The 19,749-nt window shown below is 36.6% G+C and carries 14 protein-coding genes and 3 riboswitches; of the genes, 9 read left to right on the top strand and 5 right to left on the bottom strand.

What is annotated here, in order from left to right:
* The first annotated feature begins 7 nt into the window (after window positions 1–7).
* Window positions 8–829, top strand: a complete 822-nt coding sequence (locus TMATH_RS09115) for a transketolase (RefSeq protein WP_013150742.1) — start codon at window positions 8–10, stop codon at window positions 827–829.
* Window positions 830–1,750 (top strand): transketolase family protein, encoded by a 921-nt coding sequence (locus TMATH_RS09110; RefSeq protein WP_013150741.1) that lies wholly within the window; start codon window positions 830–832, stop codon window positions 1,748–1,750.
* A 318-nt stretch (window positions 1,751–2,068) separates the two neighbouring features.
* On the opposite strand, the gene TMATH_RS09105 is transcribed toward TMATH_RS09110, so the two are convergent.
* The 5 genes from TMATH_RS09105 to TMATH_RS09085 form a co-directional block, all read right to left on the bottom strand.
* A complete protein-coding gene (locus tag TMATH_RS09105) occupies window positions 2,069–2,584 on the bottom strand; it encodes a ferredoxin domain-containing protein (RefSeq protein ID WP_013150740.1) in 516 nt (171 codons plus the stop codon).
* A gap of 202 nt (window positions 2,585–2,786) precedes the next feature.
* Complete coding sequence (thiC, locus tag TMATH_RS09100) at window positions 2,787–4,085, bottom strand: phosphomethylpyrimidine synthase ThiC (protein ID WP_013150739.1); 1,299 nt, start codon at window positions 4,083–4,085, stop codon at window positions 2,787–2,789.
* Between the two features lie 47 nt (window positions 4,086–4,132).
* Window positions 4,133–4,240: riboswitch (TPP riboswitch) on the bottom strand.
* Window positions 4,241–4,486: 246 nt separating this feature from the next.
* Window positions 4,487–6,787 (bottom strand): PAS domain S-box protein, encoded by a 2,301-nt coding sequence (locus TMATH_RS11465; protein ID WP_013150738.1) that lies wholly within the window; start codon window positions 6,785–6,787, stop codon window positions 4,487–4,489.
* Between the two features lie 38 nt (window positions 6,788–6,825).
* On the bottom strand, window positions 6,826–7,521 hold the full coding sequence (locus TMATH_RS11460; protein WP_013150737.1) for a DUF3307 domain-containing protein: 696 nt from the start codon (window positions 7,519–7,521) through the stop codon (window positions 6,826–6,828).
* A 124-nt stretch (window positions 7,522–7,645) separates the two neighbouring features.
* Entirely contained in the window at window positions 7,646–8,095 is a 450-nt protein-coding gene (locus TMATH_RS09085; RefSeq protein ID WP_013150736.1) for a hypothetical protein, read from the bottom strand.
* Window positions 8,096–8,215: 120 nt separating this feature from the next.
* A riboswitch (cyclic di-GMP riboswitch) is annotated at window positions 8,216–8,304 on the bottom strand.
* Between the two features lie 285 nt (window positions 8,305–8,589).
* Between TMATH_RS09085 and TMATH_RS09080 the strand changes: the two genes are divergently transcribed.
* From TMATH_RS09080 to metX, 7 genes are all read left to right on the top strand, one after another.
* Complete coding sequence (locus TMATH_RS09080) at window positions 8,590–12,105, top strand: adenylate/guanylate cyclase domain-containing protein (RefSeq protein WP_013150735.1); 3,516 nt, start codon at window positions 8,590–8,592, stop codon at window positions 12,103–12,105.
* A gap of 36 nt (window positions 12,106–12,141) precedes the next feature.
* The gene (locus TMATH_RS09075) at window positions 12,142–13,263 is read left to right on the top strand and encodes a response regulator (protein WP_013150734.1); all 1,122 of its coding nucleotides are present in this window, start codon (window positions 12,142–12,144) and stop codon (window positions 13,261–13,263) included.
* 64 nt (window positions 13,264–13,327) lie between these two features.
* The gene (locus tag TMATH_RS09070; RefSeq protein ID WP_013150733.1) at window positions 13,328–14,389 is read left to right on the top strand and encodes a response regulator; all 1,062 of its coding nucleotides are present in this window, start codon (window positions 13,328–13,330) and stop codon (window positions 14,387–14,389) included.
* Window positions 14,390–14,459: 70 nt separating this feature from the next.
* The gene (locus TMATH_RS09065) at window positions 14,460–15,638 is read left to right on the top strand and encodes a M20 family metallopeptidase (RefSeq protein WP_013150732.1); all 1,179 of its coding nucleotides are present in this window, start codon (window positions 14,460–14,462) and stop codon (window positions 15,636–15,638) included.
* 136 nt (window positions 15,639–15,774) lie between these two features.
* Window positions 15,775–15,886, top strand: a riboswitch (SAM riboswitch).
* Window positions 15,887–15,953: 67 nt separating this feature from the next.
* Window positions 15,954–17,243, top strand: coding sequence for a homoserine dehydrogenase (locus TMATH_RS09060; RefSeq protein ID WP_013150731.1), 1,290 nt, complete (start codon window positions 15,954–15,956; stop codon window positions 17,241–17,243).
* A gap of 28 nt (window positions 17,244–17,271) precedes the next feature.
* Entirely contained in the window at window positions 17,272–18,555 is a 1,284-nt protein-coding gene (locus TMATH_RS09055) for a homocysteine synthase (protein ID WP_013150730.1), read from the top strand.
* A gap of 19 nt (window positions 18,556–18,574) precedes the next feature.
* Window positions 18,575–19,675, top strand: a complete 1,101-nt coding sequence (metX, locus tag TMATH_RS09050; protein ID WP_013150729.1) for a homoserine O-acetyltransferase MetX — start codon at window positions 18,575–18,577, stop codon at window positions 19,673–19,675.
* Window positions 19,676–19,749 lie beyond the last annotated feature (74 nt).

Raw genomic sequence — 19,749 nt, 5'->3', positions numbered from 1 at the left:
TATTGAGATGGACAAAGAATTTTTAAAGCAAAAGGCAAAAGAAGTAAGAATTGACATTATAAATATGTTGGCAGAGGCAGGCTCTGGCCATCCTGGTGGGTCATTATCCTGTGCAGATATTTTAACCCTGCTCTATTTTGAAAAAATGAATGTAAAACCTGACGACCCCAAATGGGAAGATAGGGATAGACTCGTGTTGTCAAAAGGTCATGCAGCTCCTGCCCTGTATGCTGTATTAGCTGAAAAAGGCTTTTTCCCAAAAGAAGAGTTAAAAACTTTAAGAAAGCTCGGTTCAATACTTCAGGGGCATCCCGATATGAAATCCACACCGGGACTTGATATGACTACAGGGTCATTAGGTCAAGGGCTTTCTGCTGCAAATGGAATGGCATTGGCAGGAAAATTAGATAAAAAGGGCTATAGAGTCTATGTAATATTAGGAGATGGAGAATTACAAGAAGGGCAAATATGGGAAGCAGCGATGACAGCAGCCCATTACAAACTCGACAACTTAACAGCAATACTTGACTTTAACGGCTTACAAATAGACGGTCCAAACAGGGAAGTAAAAAACATAGAGCCAGTAGCAGACAAATTTAAGGCTTTTGGATGGCACGTAATAGAAATAGACGGCCACGACTTTGACCAAATAGACAAAGCCATAGAAGAAGCAAAAGCTACAAAAGGAAAACCTACATTGATAATAGCTCATACAATAAAAGGGAAAGGCGTATCCTTCATGGAAAATCAAGTAGGATGGCATGGCAGTGCACCTAACGAAGAACAAAGACAAAAAGCTATACAAGAACTTGAAGGGAGTGGAGTATAAATGGCTATGGCGACAAGAGAAGCCTATGGAAAAGCCTTAGTAGAATTAGGCGCAAAAAACAAAGATGTAGTGGTATTAGACGCTGACCTATCGAAATCCACAAAGACAGCGGACTTTCAAAAAGTATATCCAGATAGATTTTTCAATATAGGAATATCAGAACAAGACATGATGGTAACAGCAGCAGGACTTGCTACCTGCGGGAAAATTCCTTTTGCCAGCACTTTTGCCATATTTGCAACAGGAAGAGCATACGAGCAAGTTAGAAACTCCATAGGTTATCCACACTTAAACGTAAAGATAGCAGCTACCCATGCTGGTATAACAGTAGGAGAAGACGGGGCGACACACCAATCAATAGAGGATATATCCCTTATGAGAGGAATACCAGGGATGGTGGTAATAAACCCGGCCGATGCAGAAGAGACGAGACAAGCCATATTTGCGGCGGCAGAGCACTATGGACCAGTATACATAAGGTTGGGGAGGATGGCAGTACCAGATATACACGATCAAAACTACAAATTCCAATTAGGAAAAGGTGAAGTAATAAGAGAAGGGAAAGAAATAGCGATAATAGCAACAGGAGTAATGGTAGCCATAGCGATTGAAGCAGCAGACAAACTAAAAGAAGAAGGGATAGAGGCGACAGTGGTCAACATCCACACCATAAAGCCGATAGACAAAGATTTAATAGTAGAAGTAGCTAAAAAGACGGGCAAAGTTATAACAGCAGAAGAGCACAGCATAATAGGTGGGCTTGGGTCTGCTGTGGCAGAAGTTCTTTCAGAAGAATACCCAGTAAAGGTAAAGAGAATAGGTATAAAAGACCAATTTGGCCAGTCAGGTTCACCTAAAGAACTTTTAAAACATTATGGTTTGACAGCGGAGGATATTGTAAAAGCAGCTATGTCATTTTAAAAAAAAAACGCCAGGTTAGTCCTGGCGTTTCAGCTTGTTGACAAAGTAAAAATTTTTTAAAATAGGATATTTTGCATCGTCACTCCGATGTTCCAAAGCGACAAAACTAAGCTCGACCTTCGGGTTCCGGCAGGGGTCCGGGCACATTCGACCTCCTGTCTCAGGTGCCCGCCTCCGCCATCCTTGGCTTCGGCCCTGCCTCCGCCCTCGGCCTCGCTAAGTTTTGTTAACGCTTTGTCACAAGTCGTGCCTTATGCAAAATATCCTATTTCCGAAAGTTTGTATACAGTCTAAAACGCCAGGTTAGTCCTGGCGTTTTTATCTATCGAAGTATATGTTCTTACCTGTCGCAGAAAGAGGAATGCCTATAACAATTTCTCCTTCAATTAATTTTAACCTTCTTGCACTTACACCTATTCTATACATAATTCGATTATCTACATTCAAAATACTGGCGGTTTTAACTGCGGACCCTACTGCTATTCCTAAGTCGATGAGCCTCCATGCACATATGGGACCTGCGAATTCTGTACCTTCTCTAAAATCCCTTAGATTAGTGCAGAGATTATAACCGCAGGCACCGCAATTTAGTCCAACTTTTTCTGGTTTATTTAATGAAATTAAAAGTACTGCACTTGAACTAGCGACGTTTTTTGCGTCTCTGTCAAAATTTTTCTTTCCGAATTCTTCGCCATATTTCATCATATCCTCTTTTAATCTTATGAGGTCTTCACCGGTAATAACTTTTGTTTCTATAAAGTCTTTTCCAGCTGCTTTAGGTGCTGTTCTCGCTGATAAGGCCATTAAATGAGCAGCTAATTCAATTACCTCCATAATACTTCCCTCCATATTTTTAAGATGAATACGTTATTTATTATAATTTTGCTATATTTTTTTACTTTTTGCAAGAAAACTTGATAAAATTTTATCAGACAGCTATAATAATCTGAATCTTATTAAAAATCAAAAAAAAGAGAGAGCAATTGCTCACTCACATTTTTTCAAACATTAGGGGGCTATAAATATGGCAATTATATTAACATGTTATAGCTGAAGTTCCAAGGTACTCACTGACAATTTTCATAGCGCAAAATTTTCCGCACATACTGCAAGTTTTGGCTGTAGATATGTTTTTGTTGACGCGATATTTAAAAGCTTTATCAGGATCTATAGAAAGCTTTATTTGCTCATCCCACTCTAAGGCTTTTCTTGCTTTGGCCATAGCCAAATCTTTTTCTCTAGCCCCCTTTATGCCTTTTGCTATATCCGCGGCATGGGCAGCAATTTTTGCTGCAATAACGCCTTCTTTGACATCTTCCTTATCTGGAAGCCCGAGATGTTCAGCGGGTGTAACATAGCAGAGGAAATCAGCACCAGAAGCTGCTGCAATTGCTCCTCCGATTGCTGAAGTTATGTGGTCATAACCAGGAGCTATATCAGTCACAATAGGGCCAAGCACATAAAAAGGAGCATTATGACAAAGCTGTTTTTGAAGTTTTACATTTGCTTCAATTTGGTCAATTGGCACATGTCCAGGTCCCTCTACCATAACTTGGACTCCTGCTTCGCGAGACCTTTTGACAAGCTCACCAAGGATTATAAGTTCTTGAATTTGTGCTGCGTCTGTAGCATCTTCAAGACAACCTGGACGTAGTCCATCTCCTAAGCTTAAAGTTATGTCATATTTTTTAGCAATATCAAGGAGCCTATCAAAATGTTTATACAAAGGATTTTCTTTGTCGTTATGGAGCATCCAAGCAATTGTAAAGGAGCCACCGCGGCTTGCTACATCCATCACTCGGCCGTTGTCTTTAAGCTTTTTCAATGATTCAGATGTTAGACCACAGTGGACTGTAATAAAGTCAACTCCGTCTTTTGCTTGTTCTTCTATAACTTCAAAAATAAATTCTTCAGGCATAGCTACAATGCTGCCGTATTTGGTTATAGATTCTACAGCTGCTTGATACATGGGGACAGTACCTACAGGGACAGGGGAATTTTCAAGTATTTTTCTACGAGATTGGTTAATGTCGCCCCCTGTGCTTAAATCCATTACCGCATCTGCTCCAGCTTTTAAAGCTACTTTTAACTTTTCAATTTCTTTTTCAATTTCAGGGTAGGCATCAGATGTTCCAATATTAGCATTTACTTTTGTCATTAAACCTTTTCCTATGCCTTTGGGAATAAGATTTTTGTGATTGACATTTGAGGGTATGACTATCTCGCCTTTTTTAACTCCTTCTAAAATAAATTCTTCGTCAACTCCTTCATACTCTGCAACTATTTTCATCTCTTTTGTAACAATACCTGAAAGGGCGTATTCCAATTGTGTCATAATAAAAACCTCCTTAAAAAAAATAAATAAACCATGGGGATTATAGCCATGGTGGATGACCACATCCCTACGCAGGTACTAACCTAACAGGTTCGATGGGTTAAAAGGCAACACCTTTTTCTCAGCCGGTTACGCCGGCACCCCATGTGGCAAATATTAAATTAATCGATAGGGTATAAAATATTACATTACTATTATACCACTAAAAAAAATCGGTGTATATTAAAATTTTAATAAAAGTTTTACGGTTATTAATAAACTTTTTTGTACAATTTCGAGGCTCACGCTTTTTATATTAAAGTACATGCCCATGTGTCTAAGTTTAGAGTGGAAAAAGGGAGTTTCAAGCTAAAATAAGGGCTCTCACCTTCATAGGTGAGAGCAATTTATAAAATTTTCTTTTAATCTTTCATTATAGAATCTTTTTCAATTCTTTTAATAGGAAGTTTAATGACAAATTTGGCGCCTTCACCGTATTTGCTCTCAACTAAGATTTCGCCATTGTGTTTTTTTACAATTATATCATATGTGATGCTTAATCCCAATCCTGTCCCTTCTCCGATAGGCTTTGTTGTATAAAAAGGTTCAAAAATTCTGTTCAGGTTTTTCTCTTCGATCCCTATGCCGTTATCTTTGACTTCTAAATATACATAATTTTCATCATTATAAGTTCTTATTTCGATGATTCCTCCGCTGTCAATACCTTTCATTCTGATAGCTTGAGCGGCATTCATAATTATATTTAATATAGCTTGATTTATTTCCCCTCCTATTGCTGGTATTAAAGGGATATTGCCAAGGTCTTCACGAATATTTATGTCATGTTTCAGATTACTTTTTGCTATAAGTAAAGTAGTTCGTATTCCTTCATTCAGGTCATATTCCTCGAAATTGTTCAATTGGTCAATATGGGAGAAGGACCTTAAAGCATTTACTATATTTTTCACCCGTTCAAGCCCGATGTTTGTATCATGGAATAATTCGGACAAGTCTTCTAATATAAAGTCCATTTTGTTTTTTTTCTCAAAATTTTTAATATGTTCGATTTTCAGTTTCGCTTCTTCAAAGTTTAAGCTTTGATAGGCAGATATGAAATCTTTATAATATAGTAAAGTTTCTTTTAGTACGTTTGCATATTTTTGCAATACTTCAAAATTACTCATAATGAATCCCAGTGGGTTATTGATCTCATGAGCAACTCCTGCAGCCAATTGGCCGATTCCAGCCATCTTTTCCTGTTGTATCAATTGTGTCTGAGTTTCGTTTAACTTTTTTATTGTTTCCTGTAACTTCCTATTTTTTTCTTCAAGTTTTTGAGCGAGTAACTTCTTTTCGGTGACATCTTCCTTGACAGCAATAAAATACTTTATAGAGCCGTTTTCATCTTTTAATGGTGATACAAGAGTCGAATCCCAGTAGAACTCTCCATTTTTTTTCTTATTGTAGAATTCTCCACTCCATTCTTTACCCGACAATATTGTATTCCAAAAGTTGTAATAGAACTCTTTTGTGTGTTTTCCTGATTTTAAAATGTTAAGATTTTTACCTATGACTTCCTTGTAAGTATAACCTGTGACTTCAGTAAATTTGGGATTTACATATTGAATGGTTCCATTTATGTCCGTAATTACGACCGAGACAGGGCTGTGTTCAACGGCGCTCAACAGTTTGTGTATTTCTTCGTCTGCCAGCCTTCGTTTGGTAATTTCTTCGTAAATCGTTTGTCTGTATTGTTCCAAAAGGGTTTCCATATTTTTGTAGAGTATGCTGTTTTCTATGGCTACTGCAGCTTGGCCCGCCAATGAGTGAATAATCATTTCATCATTGAGGCTAAATGGGATAATGATATCGCCCTGCTTTTTATTGATCAACTGAATTACTCCCAATACCCTGTCTTGGTGGTCCTTCATAGGTATTGTAAGAATTGATTTAGTCGTGTAGCCCGTGAGATTATCAAATTTTCTGTCAAATTGATAATCAGCGCCTTCTGGTATGCAGTAAGCGTTATCAATTCGAAGGGGCTCTCCGGATATTACGGCGTAGCCAACAATGCTGTTTTTTGAAATCGGAAATGTCATTGATTCCAAATTTAGTTTTATGCTGTTGTTCTTAGCTATTATGAATTTTAGCATTTTGTTTTTAGCGTTTTTATCATAATAGGACCACTCACCGCTATCGCTGTCTATAATGGCATATATGGTCACGGCATCTGATGAGGTCATGTCCATACAGGTCTCAATGATTAATTCCAGCAATGTCATGAGGTCTTTTTCAGATGATAGTTTTTTTCCAATATCATAAAACCTCTTTATTTCATCTTGAAAAGAGAGGAGTTGAGCCTTGCGGTTCAATTCACGTTCCAATCTTATCAGAAAATTACTTATTTTGTATATATCGTTACATTCCAATACATCGTATATAAAGGAACTTTTCTCATAGGTGCTTACATATTCTTCAAACAGTACTATGCAGAAGTTGTTCTCGAGTTCAAGTATAGAGGATAAACTGTCGGTTATTTTGTCCAACAGCATATTGTCTATAAAAATGACATTAATAGTCTTTTCGTTAGACATCAGTTCTTTTTGCAGCTCTGATACATCTGACAATACCAGTGTGTTTTCATAGTTTTGTTCGATTATAGTGAGAAAATTTCTATATTTTTCGGCAGATTCGATACAAACTAGCGTTCTAAAGGTATTCACAACTTACTGCACCCCGCTTCCGTTTGGGATTGTGTTTTTTATAAATAATTTATAATAAAAGCTGCTCCTGGTATAAGAAAATCCATTAAAAGCCCAGTATAAAAATAAGCTGGAGTAATTAAAGGATGCCAGTATCTATAATAATATACAGTTTTGGCTGCAAGAATTACCAAAATAATTAACAGTAATGGTTTCCCAAAGTACAAGGAAGAATAAAGTGAGGAAAATATAAGGAGCCTTGTTATGATGCCTGCAACTTTTTCATTTCCAATTATAAAAAAACTTTCCTTAGAGGAAGGAAACATTAATCTGAGTATGTATTGAATCAGTATAGATGCAGCAGATGTTATTAAAACAAGAGTGATCAGAAGGCCGGGCAACTCCTTAACAACAGGAAAATAGAAAGGCTCTCCTTTGTAAAAAGTTGAGATTAACCAGATAATTAAAAGGTGTAAAGACTGGTCTGCCACAAAATAAAATAAAGAATGTAAGGGACTTTTGCAAGGCAGTTTAAATTTATAAAAATCAATGATAAAATGAAGAACACCGTTTATAAGCACCAACCCCATGATGAGAGTGCCAAAAGGAATCGCAAAAACGAGCATACAAATTGTTACAATGAAAGCATGGTAGAGATTCCATTTCCAATTTTTAGCTTTATTTTCTGCGATGGTATCTGTCTGAAAAGTGAAGTCTCCCAGCAAATGGCCTAACAGTAAATAATCGAAGCACATAGTCACACCTCATATTTATTTCATGAATAAAGGCTTAAATGGTATATCTATTTATTCGTTTCTAAACAAGTAGTATCAATAGAAAAATAGAAGGAGGTAGGCCACCTCCCAATGTTATCATTGCTTAGTATTGGGCAAAGCAATATCTAGAGAAATGTTCCACAGTAAAGTGCTTGTGTTTGTAATTTACGTAGATGTTTTCTCCTTTTGCTACATCATACAACAATCCTTTGTAATCATCTACTCTAATATGTACCTTCTTGATGAAATGTGGTGTGTCCGGTGAAAATTCGATGTATCCTTTTCCATTTTCAGCATAGATTTTAACCTCGAAGGTTACTGGCAGTTTATCAGCTTCAAGCCAATCTTTCTTAAATTCAACTTCTATAAAACCTATCTGATATCTACCGCCGTCCTGGGTAACCGTTATGGTATCTTTATAAATTACAGGTTCTTCAGCTGCAACAACGGATTGATTTGTAACTACAGCTTCGGATTTTTCAGCTGCAACAACATGTGAACTTGTAAATAAAAGCGCAAACACCAAAGCTAATAACAGTACTCTTTTTCTCATGGATTTCACCTCCTTCTTCTTTAGAATTGTTTTTGCGTTGAATAATAAATAAGGCACCTATGGGTAATCCCCAGGCGCCTAAAATTTTTTCAGCAGTATAATTAACTGCAATTATAATGTTTCGGCAGCCTGGCGATCATAGGAATATTCATTCCCTTAGACCCATGGCTTTGCGACCTTACCTTTCGATAAGTGTGCCCTTATCGACATTGTATTATTAAATTTTTGTTATTTATAAAATAACACGAAAATAGTTATTTGTCAAGATTAAGAAAAAAAAAAAAAAAACTGCTTTTTCTTCTAATATATTCATTTTATCTTTCTTTCCACACTGAAAAATTTCGCAAATTCTGCTATAATGCGGTTGGTTATTTTCTTTTTCCTCATGGTATTGTTTTTTTACCTGTGTAAGCTGATTTAATATATGTTATAATTAAATTAAACGGTGTAAAGTTTGAGGACATGACGAGACAAGAAAAACGGGGGTATATTATATGATATGTTTTAATTGCGGATACAAATTACCCAGTTCTGATAGTAAAGAGTGTAGCTTATGCGGCATGAAATTTCCTTTGAAATGCAAAGTGTGTGGTTCTCCGAACCCAATGATGGCAAAGTTCTGTTTCAACTGCGGTGCAAAAATTGGCAGTCAAGGCGAACGGAGCTCCATACAAAATTTTGATATACTGCCAGAGAGCAGAAAGAATGTAGCGGTTTTGTTTGCAGATGTATCGGGCTTTACAGCACTATCTGAAAAAATGGACCCCGAAGAGGTTCGCGGAATAATTAATGATTGTTTTGATTATATCACAAAACCTGTTTATGAGCTGGAAGGCACTATAGACAAATACATAGGAGATGCTGTAATGGTCCTTTTCGGTGCCAAGTATCCTCATGCCGACGATCCCATAAGGGCTGTGGTATGCGCAATGAAAATGATGGAACTTATAAATAAGTTTTCGAAAGAAGTACTTCACGACAAGGGAGTGAACCTCAGCCTGTCGATTGGAGTAAACTACGGCCTTGTGGTCACAGGAAGCGTGGGCAACTATTTTGACAAAGATTATACGGTAATTGGTGATACTGTAAATACGGCCCAGAGGCTTCAGTCCAGCGCAGCGAGGGGAGAAATCCTTGTCTCCCAATCGGTTTATGAAGCCACAAAAGATGTGATCAACTATTCGGATCCAAGGGAGATTGTGGTCAAAAACAAAGAGAAACCTGTAAAATGCTATGTTCCTATTGGTATTGCAAAAGATTACGGTAAAGATGATATTCAGCTTGTAGAGCGGGACCATGAAATAAATTTGCTCAATACCATTTTTAGAGATGCTCAAAATTCTAAGGTTATATTCGTTTTAGGCGAGGTGGGTATTGGCAAGACAAGCCTTATAAAAAAGTTTACATCAGATTTAGATAATAATATAAAGAGGATATGGATAGATAGTGACCCTACCTACCAGAGAAAAGCATACCATTTGATTTCCAACATTTTATACAATGTGATCGATGTCAGTCCGGAAACCGATAATAATACAAAAAAAGCCAGACTTATGTCCTACGTAGGTTATATTTTGAAAGGCCGTAGCAAAGATGAAGTTCAGAGGAACTATGACTTTTTAGCCTTTGTTATGGGTTTGGACAGAAGCAAGGATTTTCAGGATATATTGAATTCTATGGAATACCATGATATAAAAAGAGAATTAATAAACCAGCTTTCTATATTTATAAAAGGTCTTTGCATGAATCAGCAAGTTGTTTTTATAGTAGATGACATACAATTTGCAGATTCCGTGTCTGTTGACATATTGATAGAACTGATAAAACTACTGTCTGAGGTAAAAACCACCTTCATTTTCACCTCCACTTATGAAATAGAAGCGTTTAATACTATAAGTCCCGATAGAATTTATACCTTGAAGCTTAAAAAACTAAGCAAAGGAGGGGTCAGCTTTCAAATATGCCAGCTACTTGGCTGCAAAAATATTAATGGAGGCTTAAACGATGAGATATATCAGCTTACGAACGGCAATCCGCTATATGTAAGGGAGTTTGTTAATGCTGCCAAAAGGGAAGGAAAATTTGTAATCAAGAATAATACCGTTTACTTTAACTTGCAGGGAGTAATTTCACTGCCACGTAATTTGGAAAGCATTATTTTATCAAACCTTTCGGGACTGGATGAAGCGACCACAAGGTTTCTGGAGGCTGCTTCGGTAATAGGAAAGGAATTTAACTTATCCTGGGTAAGAAGTTTGCTGGATGTTGATGAGGATGAAATGGAAAGACTGATAAAACTTCCAGTTCAATTGAATATAATTTCTCCCAAATCTGTTCGAATTACTTCGGGAGCAGTTGACAGGGTCTACATGTTTGAAAGGGATACTGTCAGAGAGGTTATATACAACAGTATCTTGAACAAAAATAGACAATATTACCATAGAAAATTGGGGGAAATGATAGAGTCGAGGTATAGAGGGGAACTGGAATACTTTTATGAAATCCTCTGTATGCATTTTGAAGCGGCAGGATTAAATAAGAAGGCGGAGGAGTACTATCGAAAAACTGCCGAGAAGTATAAAAGAGACTTTAATTACGACAGCGCCCTGGAATACTACGACAGGTATCTTCAGGCGATAAAGAATGAAGGCGATGAGCCGAGTGATTCAAAGGCTTTACATGCATATATGGATATCGGAGAGATATACTTTTTAATGGCCGAGTATGACAGGGCTCTGGAATATTTAAATTTAGCCTTAAAGATCGCTGAAATGGCGGATGATATTTATTCAATAAAGCTTATGATTGCGAAAGTTTATGAAGAAAAGGCCCAATATAATGAAGCACTAAAAATAATTGAAGAAATTGAACATAGGATAAGGCAGAACAGCAGCCTATACGGGAAGCTGCTTCAGCAGAAGTGCAGCATTTTTCAAAAGCAAGGAAATCCAAAAGCTTTGGAAATAGCAGAGAAATCTGAAGAAATTCTGCTCAGGAACAAAGACTATGAAAATCTTTCAGAGACTCTTAACCGGACGGGGATACTGTATTACACTAGAGGAGACATGGAAAATGCTCTTTTTTATCTGAATAAAGCCTATAATTACGCTGAGAAAATAAATAATTTTAGAATAATGGCCAATGAATCCATCAATCTGGGGATTGTTTTTTATACGATGGGAATGATATCAAAAGCTCAGGAATATTTTAACAAGTCCATTGAGCTTTCAAAAAAGATATCAAACCTTGCAAATTATATATCCAGCAGTATTAATTTAGGGATACTATACTTAGAAAAAGGATTATTTAGAAGGGCTGAACAACTATTTATGGAGTCTATAAAAAAAGCATATCAAATATCATCAATGTATAAATTGTGTGTTGCTCAGTTGAATATGGGAGATTTGATGTATGAAATTGGAGATTTTGCTAAGGCCTTCGAATATTATAACAAATCTCTGGAGATAGCGGAAAGCCGAGGGCTGCCGGTTGAAGCGGCAATCAACTATTTAGGTATCGCAAGACTGAATTTAAAACTTGGAAACTACGAAAAGGTTCCAGGTATGCTGGAAAACGCATATAAGATATTTACAGATGCTGAAGAAATATCCTATATTAGCGATTACTATAGATACCGCAGTATATACGAACTGCAAAGCAATAATCTGGATACTGCTTTGGAATATTGTAATAAGTCTATATCTGCAGCGATGGAATCCAGGAACGATATGAAGAAACTAAAAGCGTTGCGCCTTAAAGGCATCATATTGGCGAATATGGGAGACTATGCTGAAGCTTTACAAATGTATGAAGAATCCATACAACTTGCTTTACAGTTAGAGTCTGACTATGAGGCGGCCAAAGGGTTTTACAGAAGGCATTCACTTTTTTACGTTTTGAAACGGTATGAAGAAGCGAGACAGGATCTGGAAGAGGCGAGAAAAGCAATAGGCAGGATTGACAAATGCAGATGGACACAAATCATCCAGCAAAGTAACTATTCTAATTGATGGATGTTGTAGATTTGCTTTTGGGTGGGGTATAGAATGAGTAAGACGTTATTGTTTGTAGATGATGAGAAGCAAATATTAAAAGCAATTAGAAGATTATACCTTGATAGTGATTATTGTGTTTATACAGCAGATAGCGGAGAAGAAGCGCTTAAAATATTGGATAATACAAAAGTTGACGTAATAGTGGTCGATATGAAGATGCCTACAATGGATGGGTATGAACTGTTGAAAAGAGTGAAACAAAAGTATCCTTCTACTATAAGGCTCATTTTGAGCGGCTACGCGGAGGAAAAACTGTTTAATGACGCTTTACAGAATAATTTAGCAAAATTGTACATGTTTAAGCCTTGGGACAATGAGAATTTTATTCGGACAATCGAACAGGTAATAGGGGCAAGAGAGATACTCAATAGTGAGGAAACGCTGAAAGGTATAAGCTCAATCATTGGTACTTTAAGAGAAAAAGGTCTTTATGAGGGTTTAAGTTTTGCGCTAGAACAAGTAAGAGATACTCAAAAAGCACTAAAAAAAGTAGCTGAAGATAAAAGGCTGGAAAGGGATACATTAGATATTGTGAATTCTTCTTTTTGGGAAGCACAGGTTGGCTCAATAGAGGAAGCCACCGGTCGCTTAGGTGAGTTTAATATAAAGAATATTATTTTAGCTGCCGTAATATTTGGATATATCAACAAAATTAACCCGAGCGTAAACAAAGAGCTTTTGATTAAGCATGCAACGCTTACTAACAGGATAACGGATTTAATTTATAGGCGCCTGTTAAAGAAGAATTTAAGCGATATATATTTAATTGCAGGATTGCTTCATGATATTGGAAGATATGCTGTTTTGTCTATATTTACAGATGATAATGATGAAGTGAAAGCAAATATGCAGACCTTACACCAAGAAATCGGAGGGTATATATTAGACCATCTTGACTTTACGTATCCTGTTATAGAATCGGCACTATTCCACCATTCTCCATCAGACAGTAGGGTGATATACAGGGAAATAGTGTCTGTGGTACATATTGCGGACTATTATGCAGGAAGATATTTAGGGGAAAATTTAGAAATTGATTTAGACGCAGGTGCATTTGATTTTCTTGGTATCTGCAAGGAAGACTGCGATAAAGTAGTTGACGAAATTCATTAAGGTATTTAATGCTGCCGGGAAACTGCAATTTTTCTTAAAAATACAGTGTTGGAGGGAGCTATATATGAAGGGCAATTCAGTTTTGTTTGTGGATGATGACAAAGAGATACTCAATTCACTAAAGAGGGGACTTATTGACGAGGATTATACATCCTTTTTTGCTATGAGTGCAGAGGAAGCCCTTGCAATAATGGAAGAAAATGAAATAAGTGTCATAGTTACGGATATGAGAATGCCCGGAATGGATGGTCTGCAGCTTTTAAAAATTGTCAAGGAAAAGTACCCAAAGACAGTTAAAATTGTATTGTCGGGTTATACCCAGCTGCCTCAGATATTGGCTGCAATAAACCAACTCGATATTTTCAAATTTATTACAAAACCGTGGAAATTGGAGGAAGAATTTAAAGTTATAATAAGACAGGCAATAGAATATTACAATCTTGAGCGGGAAAAGGAGATGCTTAAGGAAGCGCTTGAAAAAAGAAATATATTATATCAGAATATCCTGAAATCAACAAATGAAAAGCTTAAGCAAAATAAAATGGATTTAGATAGTATAAGGGAGATAAGCAAATTTGTATTTGCTATTCTAAAACAAAAAAGCGGACTGGCCGGTAATTCCGATATGTTGGATGCAATTCAAGTAATTGAGGATTTGTACCTCGAATACCTGAAAACATTACCGACAAGCATTGTGGATTGTGAACCGAAAAAACTTGAAGCAGATTTAAAGAACTGGTTGCATAACAGGAAACTGAATGATTGGATAAATATCAAAGTAAGCGATGATAGTTCTGCTAGGCCTAGAGGAAACTATATACTGATATTTTATATTGTGTCTTCATTAGTCAAGTATTTACTACAATATGTCAAAGAAACCGTTTTGGACTTGTCTATCAATTTAGAGCATAGCATTCTAATCATTATAATATCGGTTAACAAAGAAGGTCATAATCTTAAAACTGATTATAGGAGTGTTTTGACTGAAAGCGAATTCTTATCATTTTTGAATGCTGTTTGTCAGACAATAGACTGTAGTATGTCCATACAAGATCTTAATGAAAGCTTTTTTATAGAGCTGAAATACCGTTCCAATAACTATGAAAAGGGCCATATCGATGGATAAAGATAATTTTGAAAAACTGCGTAAGGATCATATGAATAAATTTTTTTAGATTAGGAGAGTGGCTACAGATATGGAAGGATTGAAAGAGAAAGTCATTTCTTTTATCGAGAGGATTAAGGAGGAAATTTTTGAAGTCGCCGATGAGATATATAAAAATCCAGAGCTTGGAAATCAAGAATTTAAAGCTTCAAAACTGTTGAGGGAAAAAATAAGTGCTTATGGTTTTTTAGTAAATGAAGTCGAAGGACTGCCAACTGCTTTTTTAGCAAGAAAAAAAGGCCAAAAACCCGGTCCCAAAATAGCCTTTCTAGCTGAATATGATGCTCTTCCGAAAATAGGTCATGCTTGTGGACATAACCTTATTGCAGCTGCAAGTTTCGGAGCCGCGGTGGCTTTAGGAGCGTTGGCTGAAGAGCTTTCCGGCGAAGTGATACTAGTAGGATCTCCTGCAGAAGAAACCGATGGTGCGAAGGTGCTATTGGTAGAAAGAGGTATTTTCAATGATATGGACGCGGCCATGATGGTACATCCTGGCAATAGGACTACTATATATACAACTTCTCTTGCCATGGAAGCCCTGGAGTTTACATACACAGGTAAAGCAGCCCATGCTGCCGCCTCACCTCACCTGGGCATAAACGCTCTGGATGCGGTCATCCTTCTTTTTAACGGCATCAATGCCTTAAGGCAGCAACTGAGACCTGATGCGAGAATCCATGGGATAATTGTCGAAGGGGGTCATACTCCCAATATCATTCCCGAAAGAGCTGTCGCCCGCTTTTACGTGAGGGCGAAGGAAAAAAAATATATGCTTGAAGTAAAGGAGAAAGTTATAGCCTGTGCCAAGGGTGCTGAGTTGTCAACTGGAGCAAAGCTTTCATATAGAAATTTTGAACTTGGTTTTGACAACCTAGTAACTAATAAAACTATGGCTGAGGTATTTAAAGCTAATTTAAAAGAATTGGGCTATCACGATATAAGTGACGAAGAAGAAGGCATCGGTTCAACGGACATGGGAAATGTAAGCCAAGTCGTGCCTTCTATCCATCCCCACATAGCCATAGCTGAAAAGGACGTAGTACCTCATAGCCTGGAATTTTTGAAAGCCGCAGGTTCGACCAGAGGTAAAGAGACAGCCGTACTTTCAGCCAAAGTTCTGGCTATGACTGCGCTAGATATAATGACAAGAGAGGAATTACTAAAAAAGATAAAAGAAGAGTTTGAAGAAACCGTCTTGCGACACAAATAGGAAAATGCTTAGGAAGAGAGGTATATTAAAATTTTGAAAAAATTTAATAAAGAGTACAAAAAAAGTTCTTGACTTTACAGTTTCAAAGTGATAACATAGATTACAACATGCAAAATTGAATATATTACACGCAAACCTCTTATCAAGAGTGGTGGAGGGACTGGCCCGATGAAACCCGGCAACCGGCATTTATATGCGTCTGGTGCCAAATCCTGCAGGTTAGATTATTCTAACCTGAGAGATGAGAGGAGTGGCGGATTATTAGGCCCTCTTCTCATTTCGAAGAGGGCCTAAAAATTTGCTTGGAGGTGTGATATGACAGTAAAAATTGGATTATTGGGACTTGGGACAGTAGGGACAGGAGTATATAAATTGATAACTTCAAGAGGAGGTCATATAAAGGAGAGCACAGGCGTTTATCCTGAGATAAAAAAGATACTCGTGAAAAATCTCAATAAGCCCAGGAAAGTGAAGGTGGAAGGACTACTTACTCAAAATGCTGAAGAAATTTTAAAAGACAAAGAGATAAAAATTGTTATTGAAGCAATAGGTGGTATTTATCCGGCTTACGAATATGTTAAAGAGGCTTTGCTTTCAGGAAAACATGTAATTACTGCAAATAAAGAATTAATAGCCCAATATGGAGAAGAATTAAATGAAATAGCAGAAAAAAATAGAGTATTTCTAAAATGTGAGGCAAGTGTAGGTGGAGCTATACCTATATTGCATCAAATTGATAGATTAAAAATCACAGATGAAATAGATTTTGTGGGCGGTATAGTAAATGGCACTACTAATTATATTCTCACCAAAATGACTACTGAAGGTAGAAGTTATGAAGAAGCACTTAAAGAAGCCCAGCAATTAGGATATGCAGAGGCAAACCCCGATTATGATGTAAAAGGTTTTGATGCCCTTTATAAACTTGTTATATTAATGAGGGAAGTGTTCAATATAAATGTGCCAATAAATTCTATACCTAGAAAAGGAATAGACGAAATCACGACTCAAGATTTAAATTACAGCAATAAATGGGGATATAAAATAAAATTGTTTGCCTGGGGCAAAAAAGTCAAAGATGGTATCTTTGCAGGAGTGGAACCAGTTTTAGTCGAAGAAAATAATATTTTGTCAAGGGTAAACGACGTAAATAATGCTATCATACTTAGAGGGGATAGTTTTGGTGAATATGTTTTTGTAGGAAAAGGTGCTGGAGAACTTCCTACAGGGGATGCTGTAGTGGCTGATTTAATTGATATATTGTTAAACTATGATATCAAGGATAATTTGAGGATAAACTTACTTCCAATTCGTCAGGGAAGTTTTACAGATACTTTTTATATAAGGCTTAAACTTTACAAAGAAGATATTTTAGGTTTGAAAAAAGTTTTAAAGTTTTTAAAAGAACAAAGGGTATCAATTGTGGAATCTTCCTCTGAAAATGGTACGTTTGCAGCTATTGTGAAGACAAAGAAAAATGTAGAGGAATTAATAGAAAAATTAGAAGAAATAACCGAAATAAAAGCTTTTTTTAAAGTTTTACAAGAGAATATAATAGAAGAATTAAAGTTAAGTGAATTTGAGGATTTTGTTGAAGTAATTTAAAAAATTTTTGTGAAAGGAGTTAAAAAATATGGCTAAAAAATATGGTTTTTCAACTTTAGCAATCCATGAAGGTTGGGAGCCTGATCCAGCTACAGGTGCCGTAGCCCTTCCAATATTTCAAACTTCTTCCTATGCTTTTAAAAGTACTCAACATGCTGCAGACCTTTTTGCCTTAAAAGAAGAAGGATATATATATTCTCGAATGATGAACCCTACTGTTGACGTTTTTGAAAAAAGAATGGCTGCATTAGAAGGTGGGGTAGGTGCCCTTGCTGTATCCTCAGGTCAAGCAGCTATAACGCTGGCGGTTACTAATATCGCAGGAGTAGGAGACGAGATTGTATCTTCTACCAATCTTTATGGAGGGACTTATAATCTTTTTGCGACTACTTTGAAAAAGTTTGGTATAAATTTTAAATTTGTAGACCCTAAAAATCTTGAGAACTTTAAAAGTCAAATAACAGATAAGACAAAAGCATTATACGTTGAAACTATTGGAAATCCAAAGATTGACGTGGCTGACATTGAAAAAATAGCAGAAATTGCCCACACTGCAGGAATTCCTCTAATTGTAGATAATACTTTTGCAACTCCTTACCTTGCCCGACCTATCGAGTTTGGAGCTGATATAGTAGTACATTCGGCGACTAAATTTATAGGTGGACATGGGACTTCTATAGGTGGAGTTATAGTAGATTCTGGAAAATTTAATTGGGACAATGGAAAGTTTCCAGAACTTACAGAACCAGATCCAAGTTATCATGGTATAAGGTATGTAAAAGATGTAGGTGAAGCGGCTTATATTGTAAAAGCAAGGGTGCAGCTTTTAAGGGATTTGGGTACTGCTTTGAGTCCCTTTAATGCATTTTTATTCGCACAAGGATTAGAGACTCTATCCCTTAGGATGGAAAGGCACAGTCAAAATGCTTTAAAAGTTGCAGAGTTTTTAGCTTCTCATCCATATGTTTCTTGGGTGAGTTATCCAGGACTTAAATCAAGTCCCTACTATGCTTTAGCACAAAAGTATTTGCCAAGAGGGCAAGGAGGAGTCTTGACTTTTGGCATAAAGGGTGGATTAAAAGCAGGCATTAAGTTTATAGAGAGCTTAAAATTATTTACTCATCTTGCTAATATAGGGGATGCAAAGTCGTTGGTTATACATCCGGCTAGCACAACTCATCAGCAGTTATCAAAAGAAGAACAGTTGGCTTCTGGTGTGACGGAGGATATGATAAGACTTTCGGTAGGGCTAGAAGACATAGAAGATATATTAGAAGACCTTGATAATGCCCTTTATGCATCGCAAAAATAGATAAGAAAGGTTGATGTAAATGATAGTTGAGGAAAAAAAGGTTACACTAAGAGGGAAAAATATATTCACTACAGAAAGTGGATATAGCTTTGATGAGCTTACTATTGCTTATGAAACTTATGGAAAATTAAATAAAGAAAAAAATAACGTAATACTTGTAGAACACGCTTTAAGTGGCAGTGCTCATGCAGCAGGTGTACATCCTGGAAAAAATAACGTGGGTTGGTGGGACCCTTTAATTGGTCCCGGCAAATATATTGATACAAACAAATATTTTGTCATATGTTCTAATTTTCTCGGCAGTTGTTATGGAACTACAGGTCCTTCTTCTATAGACCCCAAAACAGGGAAACCTTACGGCTTGAGGTTTCCGAAGATTAATATAAGAGACATGGTTAGAGTGCAAAAACTTCTTTTAGATTATCTTGGCATAGATCGGATAAAAGTTATTATTGGAGGGTCTATGGGGGGAATGCAGGCTTTGGAGTGGGCAGTAACATACCCGGATTTAGTGGATAAATCTATTGTTATAGCTGCCGATTATAAGCTTACCCCTCTTAATATTGCGTATAACCATGTAGGTATACAATGCATATTAAATGATCCACATTTTTATGGTGGTGATTACTATGATAAACCACATAAACCTGATAAAGGGTTGAGCACTGCCAGGATGTTAGGAATGATAACCTACAAAAGCGGTGATTTATTTGACTATAGATTTGATAGGCTAAGAGATGAAAACAATTTTGAAGTGGAGAATTACCTCAACTATCATGGTTTGTCTTTTATAAACAGGTTTGATGCAAATTCATATTTATATATTTTATGGGCTATGAATGAACACGACATTACGAAGCCTTATGGTTCATTAAAGATGGCACTTAAAAGGATTAAAGCAGAAGTACTCATGATAGGGATAGATACAGATATGATTTTTCCTTCAAAATACATGAAAGACTTTATTAAGAAGCTAAATGCTTCAGGAGGTTATGGTAAATTTGAAGAAGTATCTTCAATGCAAGGGCATGACTCTTTTTTGGTGGATATAGATAAGATTGGACCTATTATTGCAGATTTTATAGAAGAGACATACAATAAAGAAATGGCATGTATATGATGTGCCTCGTGCAAAAGGTGTTCTGCATGAATTTAATTGACGACTCTAATGAGTGATGAAATATCTACAAAAAT

This window comes from Thermoanaerobacter mathranii subsp. mathranii str. A3 (genome assembly GCF_000092965.1).
Classification (GTDB): Bacteria; Bacillota; Thermoanaerobacteria; order Thermoanaerobacterales; family Thermoanaerobacteraceae; genus Thermoanaerobacter; species Thermoanaerobacter thermocopriae.
This window is presented reverse-complemented; position numbering and strand designations above follow the sequence as displayed.